At 70.3% G+C, this 8,109-nt stretch carries 7 protein-coding genes; all 7 read right to left on the reverse strand.

Going from position 1 to position 8,109, the window contains the following annotated elements; genetic code table 11:
* Positions 1 to 284: 284 nt before the first annotated feature.
* A complete protein-coding gene (locus ACFY04_RS39220) occupies positions 285 to 1,598 on the reverse strand; it encodes a YcaO-like family protein (RefSeq protein ID WP_389124979.1) in 1,314 nt (437 codons plus the stop codon).
* Positions 1,595 to 4,180, reverse strand: coding sequence for a class III lanthionine synthetase LanKC (gene lanKC, locus ACFY04_RS39225; RefSeq protein WP_389124982.1), 2,586 nt, complete (start codon positions 4,178 to 4,180; stop codon positions 1,595 to 1,597). The genes ACFY04_RS39220 and lanKC overlap by 4 nt, the downstream gene beginning before the upstream one ends.
* A 63-nt stretch (positions 4,181 to 4,243) precedes the next feature.
* Complete coding sequence (mpaP, locus tag ACFY04_RS39230; protein ID WP_389124985.1) at positions 4,244 to 5,965, reverse strand: daptide biosynthesis intramembrane metalloprotease; 1,722 nt, start codon at positions 5,963 to 5,965, stop codon at positions 4,244 to 4,246.
* On the reverse strand, positions 5,962 to 6,705 hold the full coding sequence (locus tag ACFY04_RS39235; protein ID WP_389124988.1) for an ABC transporter permease: 744 nt from the start codon (positions 6,703 to 6,705) through the stop codon (positions 5,962 to 5,964). Before ACFY04_RS39235 ends, mpaP begins: the two co-directional genes overlap by 4 nt.
* The gene (locus ACFY04_RS39240) at positions 6,698 to 7,432 is read right to left on the reverse strand and encodes an ABC transporter ATP-binding protein (RefSeq protein ID WP_389124991.1); all 735 of its coding nucleotides are present in this window, start codon (positions 7,430 to 7,432) and stop codon (positions 6,698 to 6,700) included. The genes ACFY04_RS39235 and ACFY04_RS39240 overlap by 8 nt, the downstream gene beginning before the upstream one ends.
* Positions 7,429 to 7,623: a hypothetical protein gene (locus ACFY04_RS39245; protein WP_389124994.1), complete on the reverse strand. Its 195-nt coding sequence runs from the start codon at positions 7,621 to 7,623 to the stop codon at positions 7,429 to 7,431. The genes ACFY04_RS39240 and ACFY04_RS39245 overlap by 4 nt, the downstream gene beginning before the upstream one ends.
* 126 nt (positions 7,624 to 7,749) lie before the next feature.
* The gene (locus ACFY04_RS39250) at positions 7,750 to 7,926 is read right to left on the reverse strand and encodes a daptide-type RiPP (protein ID WP_167389242.1); all 177 of its coding nucleotides are present in this window, start codon (positions 7,924 to 7,926) and stop codon (positions 7,750 to 7,752) included.
* Positions 7,927 to 8,109 lie beyond the last annotated feature (183 nt).

Raw genomic sequence — 8,109 nt, forward strand, 5'->3', positions numbered from 1 at the left:
GTACCAGAGGAAGAATTGAGGAAGCCCGTCTCAGACGCCCCAGTTGAGCGTATTTGATCACCGCGGGGGAGTCTGGAGCGGCTCTGGAGCAGGGCGGCTGCGACTCGCCGGGAGCCAGCGCGCTTCGGACAAGCCCTGGCTCTCGAGGCTGTTGTCTTTCCGAGTGCGATCGTGGAGTTTCCGCTGGTCAGGCATAGGGTCGGTACGCGTGGGCGAGTTCGAGCGGAGCCGGCTGTGGGATGTAGTCGACCCGCTGTCCGAACCGGTGCCGCCGCAGGAGCGTGTCACGGCAAGGGGTGCGGCCTGCCCGAGAATGCGGAGTCGGGCCCCGCGCGACGGCCGGTGCGGGCTTGGGCGGTCCGCAGCCGACCTGTGTGCCAGCTGAAATCGTGGCTCTCGACCAGCCGCAGTGGCTGGTATCCGACCGGTATGACCTTGACCGCCGCCCACCCCATCTCGCGCAGCCCGGCCGGGAGCCGGTGGGTGAGGTCGATCGCGAGCGGATCCGCGCCGTCGGCGACCAGGCTCCGTACGACCGTGTCGGTCGGCACCTCGACCGTGGTCCGGTGCGGGGCGTACTGGACGAAGCCGTCGACCCACTCGCGGACTTGCTCGTATCCCTCCCGGGACGCCAGATGGCGCAGACGGTCGTCGTCGTCGTCGATTCGCGCCGGCGCCCGGCCGAAGCCGTGCTCGTCCCAGGAGTTGAGGATCACCGAGCGGACCTGGAGGGCTTCCTGCAGCGCCCCGAGCATGCTCCACCAAGGATCGTCCGAGGCGTTGCACCCCACGGTCGCCAACGGACCGGCCCCGGCACCGGTCTCGTCGATGACCGCGGCGACGGTGCAGACGACGCCCGGCACCGCGGTGGGCAGGTCCGCCAGGACCGGCACGAGTCCCGCCTGCCCGGTCTTCTGCCACAGCGCCGCGAGGTTGCGGCGCTTGATGTTCCGCTTCCCTCCGAGCCCGGCGGCGGCATCGTCCGTGGTGAGCGGGAACGGTGTCACTCGCGCGAGCCGCAGCCGCTCCTCCCAAGCGATGAGAAAGGCATCGCGCTCGATGACTTCCATCAGGCCGGCGCGCAGCGCCATGGTGTAGCCGTGACCGGATGCCGCTCCGGATGGTGTCGGGTCGAAATGCCGCGCCTCGGGCGAGGCGTTCGGATAGTCCACGAGCGGCGCGGGTACCAGGACCTCGGCCCCGTCCCGCAGCCTCCGGGCCGGGTACCAGGTCAGGACCTCGTCGGCAGCGCGCGGGTCGCCCAGCGCCGTGTCCGGGCCGTGGAACGCCAGCACCTGCCCGCCGGCTTCGCGCGCTGTGGCGCGTACGGTGCCGGGCGGGGCCGTCGCCGAGGGGAAGAGCGCGTAGCGCTCCACGGCTTCGCCCACGCCGCGCGTCAGCGCGTCGGAGCGCGAGTGTCCGTAGGCCCCGACGACGCACGGGTCCAGGGCGCGGCCGACGGGCTCCTGGGGGGCGGTGCCGGGGGTGATCCGTACCAGGGCACGCCACAGCAGATCGGTGGGCGGGGCAGGAGGCTGGACCTCGCACCGTTCGGCGAGCCCCTGTGTACGGTCCAAAGTGCCGAGGAAGTCGATCACGAAGCGGCTCCTGTACGCGGCGCGAGGCCGCTCCTGCGGAAGAACGGAAGCGACGGCCCGTCGTCCGTGAGCGCGGAGTTCAGCGCGAGCAGCACCCCCGCGCCTCCCGTGGCGAGATCGGTCGAGACTCGCATGGCCTCGTGGCCCAGGAAGGCGGGCCGGTCGTCGAGGCGCACGGTCTGCAGGGCGAAGCCGTCCACATGGAGGCGTACGCTCTCCTCCTCTGCCCCGTTCTTCTGCGCGCCGGTGCCGTCGGCCATGTGACGCAGGGCCACGAGCGTGCCCGCGCGGCCGTGGAACAGGCCTGTCTGGGCAACGAATCTGCGCCGGGCCGATCCCAGGATCGCGTCACGCGCGCGGATGAGCTCGGCTTCCGGACGGTGCGTGACGAAATCGTGCAGCACCATTCCGGTGCCCGCACTGCCCACGGCCAGCAACGGAGCTCGCCCCGGGGCCTCTTCGGGCAGCTGGTCACCTTTCCAGCCGAGGTGGGTCAGCTCCTGTCGCAGCGCGGTGTGCGCGTGCTCCAGGAAGGACGGGGCGCCGGTTGCCTCGTACAGCCGCAGCAGGAACAGGGCGCGGCCCGCCGGCCCCCGCAGCAGCCCGAAACGTGTCCTGCCGTCCGGGCTCCCGGCGGGCCCGGCGGTGATCCGCTCGGCCAGTCGGACGGCCTCGTCCAGCAGGGCGCCCTCGCCGGTGCTCCGGGCGAAGTGGAGCAGGGTGAGCCCCACTCCGGAGGCCCCGCTGAGCAAGGTGTCGTCAGTGCTGCCGGATTCGGCGCCGAGGTCTGCCACGACCTGGGAGACGAGTGCGCGGGCGGTCTCGGCACGCCCAAGCCGGTCCAGGGCCAAGGCGATTCCGCTCAGTCCGGTGCAGAAGCCCGGCGAAGGGCGGTCGAGGGCGTGGGTGGCGGCAACCAGCCAGTCGGTGAGGTGTGCGGGGACCGACGCGCCGGCCTCGGCCAGGGACCACAGGACCCCGGCGGCGCCGTAGGCGAAGTCCGCCCCGCCCTCGGACGTGGCGAACTGTTCCGGGTCCCCGGGGAAGAGCCGGTCCTGGCGGTCCGGTGTAGCGGTGGCCAGGATCCCGTCGATGATCTCTGTGCGCAGCGCGGGCCAGTCCTCACGGGGATCCGGCCGCAGGTCCGCGGTGGGCCGGGGGCGCGTCGTGTCGGCCCCGATGCCCAGATCGCGCCGGACGGTGTCGGCGAAGTCCGCGGGTACCGGGAAGTGCGCGAGGACCGCGTCGATGAGGTCCTCCGTCTTCTCCGGGCCCCAGAGCAGCAGGGTCGGCAGCGGGATGAACACGGCCAGGCGCAGACATCCCAGGGCGTAGCGGTCGATGGCAGGGCCCCGGTACGCGGCCGGTGCGGTGAACCCCGGCGCTCCCATGGTCTGCCGGGCCGGGGAGTCCACGGAGTCGGCCGTCTCGAAGTCGATGAAAACGACCGTGTCGTCCGGGCGGACGAGGATGTTGGACGGGTGCAGATCGCGGAAGACGACGCCACGGGCGTGCAGTGACGCGATGCCTTCTTCGACCAGGCCCAGAATCCTCAGGGCCCACTCCGTGTACGCGGTGAAGGCCTCGGGGGACCGGTCGTCGCCTGCCAGGGGGTTGCGGCGGATCATCTCCTTGGCGAGGGGCTCGCCTTCGGCGTATTCCCTGACCAGGAAGTAGTGTTCGCGCCCCTTGCGGAAGTCGATGAGGCGGGGAATGCAGTCCAGGCCGGCCAGTCGCTCCAGCGCCCAGTGTTCCCGTTGCTGGCGGGCGACCGCGTCCTCGCCGTCCACGAGACCGGCGAAGGGGCGGGCTTCGCGGAGCAGGACGTCCGCGCCGTCCCGGTTGTCGGTGCCCCGGTAGACGCCTCCTCCGTTGGAGAAGTGCACGGCGGAGGTGACGCGGTAGGGGAAGTCCTCAAGCGTGCCGGAGTTGCGTGCCGCGGCCGATTCGGCCAGGCAGTCGGGAAGAGGCGCCCAGGCCGGCGGGCGGAAGCCCGGGCCGCGGTGGTCGGGTACCAGCCTGCCCTCGGGATCCTCCACGCAGTGCACGAGTTCGCCGGTGTCCGCTCGTACGGTGCGCAGGAGGAAGCCGCCGTAGCGCACGTAGAGCGGGCCGGACCGGTATCTCAGGTCGCTGAGGATGTAGGGGCCTTCGCGGCCGCCCAGCAGGTCGTCCAGCTCGCTGAGGATGAGGGCCAGACGGGCCTCGTCGAGCGGGTAGATGGTGACGAACTTGCCGCTGGCGCTGCGGTCGCCGTACTTGCTGTTGCGCGATTCGAGTACGGCGCGGCTGCGCAGGAACTTGAAGGTGATGCCGCCCGCGAGGCAGTACTTCCAAACGGTGGCCAGGACGTCCTCGGCGTTGTCGGGGGTCGCCGACACATGGATCTTCCAGCCCTGCCCGGGTATCCCGGAGTCGGGCGGCGAGATGCCGATCCACTCGGTGCCGCCACTCCGGGTCCAGCCGGGGGCCGGTTCCTCATGGGCGAGAGGGAAGTCGTCCTCGTCCGTGTGGGCCGTGGCCGGCAGATCGAAGAACGGGCTGCCGGGAGGGCAATAGTGAAGATGTCTGCCTACGTCCATAACCTTTACCTGTCTCCCCTGCCGACTGCCTGGCCCGGCCGTCGTGATGCCAACGTCTGGATGTCAACGCCCGTATGGAGCTACATATTTGAGGTACAGCCACTCCCACGCGGGCCGGGTGCCCGCATCGACGTACGCCAGTCCGGCCCGCTCGGCCGGTGCCTTGTCCGTACGCAGCGCGAAGCCCGACACCTCCATCGGGAAGTGCTCGCCCTCACGGAAGGGGACGAAGGCGGACAGTGGTGCCGTTTGCCGTGTGGCACGGTCCACCGCGACGACCCCGGTGCCGACATCGGTGCCGATGACCAGGCCGCGCCGCTCCAGGCGGACCTCGGAGCCCCGTGCGACCGCGTCGGTGTCGGCCGTGTCGGCCAGCACCAGCCGGACCTGGCCGCCTTCCTGAACGAATCCCCCGACCACGGTGTACGGCAGCCGGACGAACAGCAGGGCGGCGGCTGCGGCGGCGACGGCCAGCACCGAGACGAGGGCGATCCGCTGAAGGCCTGCCCCGGCCCGCCGCGCCTCGCGCAGCAGCCGTTCGCCGCCGTTCCAGGCGTGGTACATCAGGTAGCTGATGGCCGCGGCCATCACGGCGGCGCCGGCGAGGCCCAGGCTCTGGACGATGTCCGACCAGAGGCCGATCGCGACGGCGACGAGGTAGAGGGGGAAGATCATGCAGGCGAACCCGAAGGGCACGGCCCAGGTGAGCCGCGGCAGTTCACGGCTGTACCGGCCGCCGAACAGGATCCGGGCCAGGAACCGCCGCGCGTCGGTCATGGACCGGTCGCGCAGGTGCGGGATGTCGAGATGGCTCATCAGCGCGAGATAGCCGTCGAGCTTCACCAGCGGTACGAAGTTGAGTACGCCCGTGAGGTAGGTGGAGACCCCGAAGATCAGCATGCCGTCGTGCAGCAGCGAAGGGCCGTTGACCGTGGACAGCACGAGCGCGATCAGGGAGACCGTTCCGGCGACCACTGTCTGTGTGACGATGCCCGCCAGTGCGACCCGGGTGCGCTGTTCCTTGTGCGGCAGGCGCCAGCCGTCGGACACGTCGCAGAAGAAGGCGGGCGACATGTAGAAGAGCATCACGCCCATCCGGCTGGGGCGTCCGCCGTAGTGGGTCAGGACCGCCCCGTGGCCCATCTCGTGGAGCGCGGTCGTGAGGATCGTCGCGGTCATCACACCGAGCAGGACGGCGAACGGCAAGGGCTGTCCGAGCGCCTGCGTCAGCGCCGGGGCCTGCACGGTGAGCGCCAGCAGTCCGCCCAGGACGAGTATCGCGGCGACCACGGCCGCGGCCCGGTTCGCCAGCAGCCTGATGAGGGGCACCAGCCGGTTCAGTAGCCGCTGCGGCTTCAGGACGGTGAACTGCAGTGTCAGGGGTGGTACGTACTTGAACCAGGTGCCGCTGTGCCGGTGGATCCGCCCGTCCTCCAGCAGCCGCATCTCCTGGAGGTTGTGGACGGCGGTGGCGACGGCGTTCTCCGTCCAGGGTCCGCCCAGCGTGCTCACCAGAGCCGCGTGGTCGCGTTCTCCGTCCATCGCCCGCATCAGCCTGGCCATGTCCGCACCGACCCGGATGTACTGCTGCCCGGACTGCACGATCCACAGGGAACCGTCTGCCGTCGGCTCGTGCACCTGGACCCGCGGGGCGAGCCGGGGCCGGCGGGTCAGTTCGGCCGTCTCGGCCGCCGAGGGTTCGGCGTCGGCCCGCTTGCGGCGACGCCGGGGCCGACCGGCCGGTCCCGGAGTGGTCGGCGCGGCCCGCTCGTCGGTCAGGGTCATTTGACGTCCCGGGTGACGAGCAGCCTGCGGGCCGCCCAACCGGCGAGGACGAGCCACCCGGCGATGACGAGCAGGGCCAGGGGGATCGACAGCATCTCGGGCTTGGCGTCGCGGTAGACCGCGCCCATGGCGATCCCCATCGTGAACTTGCCGACGGCGGGCAGCACCCGGAAGAGCGTCTCGTCGACGAAGAGTGTCACCACCAGCACGAGCGTCACGCTCGCCGCCTGGTTGCGGATGATCCAGCCGAGCAGGACCCCCCACGGCACGGCCAGCGTGACCACGGCGAACACGCCGAGCAGCGTCAAGGTCGCTTCGCCGCTCCACTGGACATCCATGCCGAACAGGGTGAAGAAACCCCACAGGGAGATGGGGGCGAGGACCGCCGCCAGCAGCGCGAAGACCACTCCCATGGCCGTTCCGACGATCGTCTTGGCCGCGAGCAGCCGCGTCCGGCTGCCACACAGCAGGACGGACCGGCTGATGGCTCCGGTGTTGTACTCCCGGCTTACGAAGAGAGCGCCGAAGAGGACGGAGGCCAGGAGAACGGAGAACCAGGAGCGGATGAGCTCGGCGGTGGCCGCGGCGGCATCGGTCGCGCCGGAGTCGATCTGCTGGTCGGCCACGGCTGCGGCTCCGCTGCTGCCCAGCAGGCCCAGGAACACACCGAGTGCGCCCATGATCCACCAGGTACGTCCGCTCCATGCCTTGAGCCATTCGGCGTTCAGCACCTCACGCATCGACGTGCCTTTCCGCTTCTGTGCCGACCAACTCGAAGAATCGTTCCTCCAGGCTGGTTCCGCTGCCCGGGACCAGCTCGGATATGGGACCGCTGTACCGCAGGGTGCGCTGAAGGATCACCACGTCGTCCACTGTCTGTTCCACCTCGGAGAGCAGGTGGCTGGAGAGCAGGATGGTGCGTCCCTCGTCGGCCAGTGAGCGCAGGAAGGTCCTCAGCCACCGGATGCCGTCCGGGTCGAGCCCGTTGGCGGGCTCGTCGAGCACCAGCAGTTCCGGGTCGGCGAGCAGCGCCACCGCCAGGGCGTGCCGCTGCCGCATGCCGGTGGAGTAGCCCTTGATCTTCCGGTCGGCGCTGTCGGTCAGCCCGACCTTGTCCAGCACCTCGTCGACACGCGTCGCGGGCAGGCCGAGCATCCGGGCCCAGATCCGCAGATCGCGGCGTCCACTGGTGCCGGGCATCGGGGCGATGCCGTCCATGCTGACCCCGACCCGGCGCGCGGCGTCGGGCAGGTCGGCGTAGGGGCGCCCGAAGACGGTGGCAGTGCCGGAGCTGGGGCGTGAGAGCCCGAGCAGCATGCGCAACGAGGTGGTCTTCCCCGCGCCGTTGCGGCCGAGCAGCCCCACGATGCGGCCCGGCCGGACGTCGAACGTCACGTCCTCCACCGCGGTGACCTCACCGAACCGCTTGGTCAGGCCGCGGACGGAGACCGCTGCGGTGTCGCTCATCCCCTGCCCGCCCGCCTGTTCGCGTTCATCTGGTACGCGCAGATGAAGATGAAGACGGTCGCGGCACCGATCAGGACCCACTGCGCGGTCCCGTCCAGCGCGGCGCCGACAGGCATGAGGATCAGTGCGAGCAGCCCCGTCATCATGGTGAGCGACTTGTTCGACGGATTCCGGTTTCCGGTGTTCGACATGAGATTCTCCCTTTTTCATTCTGCGGATGTTTACGCTCCGCACGCCCGGCCCCGGACGGCCGAGGCCGTCCCGGGCCGGGCGTCACCGCTGTTGACACCGCGAGGGGCTCGCGCCCCCGGCAGGCATCAGGTAGAGGCAGCCACGCTGAGCGCACCCACTGCGATGCTGAACATCAGGCCGTCCTTGAAACCGGTGTAGAAGCCCGGGGCCTCCATGGCCTCAAGCTCCTGCATCCCCAGCTCCAGAGCCGGACCATTATCCTTCAGGTCAAAGCCCGTCTTGGGCTCGAAGACCGCCTGCATTTCGATACCTCTTCTCGATGGTTACTCGGAGAATCCGGCGGTTGGTGCAGGCCGCTCCCGGACCGCAGTCAGGCGGTCCGGGAGCGACCAGGCCGCTCTAGGTGATCGCCGCGCCGCTGACGGCCACGTAGACGCTGCCGTAGGCGATGGCGCTGGTGACAACAGTGCCCGTGCCGAAACCGG

The organism is Streptomyces sp. NPDC001549, from assembly GCF_042894025.1.
In the GTDB taxonomy this organism is placed as follows: domain Bacteria; phylum Actinomycetota; class Actinomycetes; order Streptomycetales; family Streptomycetaceae; genus Streptomyces; species Streptomyces kutzneri.